Below are 349 nucleotides of genomic sequence, written 5' to 3'. Positions count from 1 at the left end.
TGGCATGTCCCCTGTGAGTAGGTCCGGGTTGTTCTAGAGTCCTGATTGCCCTGGTGAGGGCGAAGAAGGGACGATAGGGATCATGGCGGGACGCAAACGTCACTCGGCGGAGGACATCGTGCGCAAGCTGCGCCGAGCCGACGAGTTGGCCGCGGAAGGCAAGAACGGTGAGGAAATCGCCGCAGCGCTCGAGGTGTCGGCGGCGACGCTGTACAACTGGCGGCGCCAGTACTCCGGCATGGACGCCGATGCAGCGAAGGAACTCAAGGAACTGCGGGAGCAGAACAGCCGGCTCAAACGGTTGCTCGCCGATGCCGAGTTGGAGAAGGACGCGCTGCGGGAGATCGCC

1 protein-coding gene is annotated in these 349 nt (G+C 63.9%); it reads left to right on the top strand.

From position 1 onward, the window contains the following. Positions 1-82: 82 nt before the first annotated feature. On the top strand, positions 83-349 hold a 267-nt coding region (locus ACPCXD_RS22920), incomplete at its 3' end, for a transposase (RefSeq protein ID WP_423661213.1).

This window comes from Rhodococcus sp. AB351 (assembly GCF_049538275.1).
Lineage (GTDB): Bacteria > Actinomycetota > Actinomycetes > Mycobacteriales > Mycobacteriaceae > Rhodococcus.
Note: the sequence above shows the minus strand (reverse complement) of the source record. Positions and strands in the feature narration are given on the sequence as shown.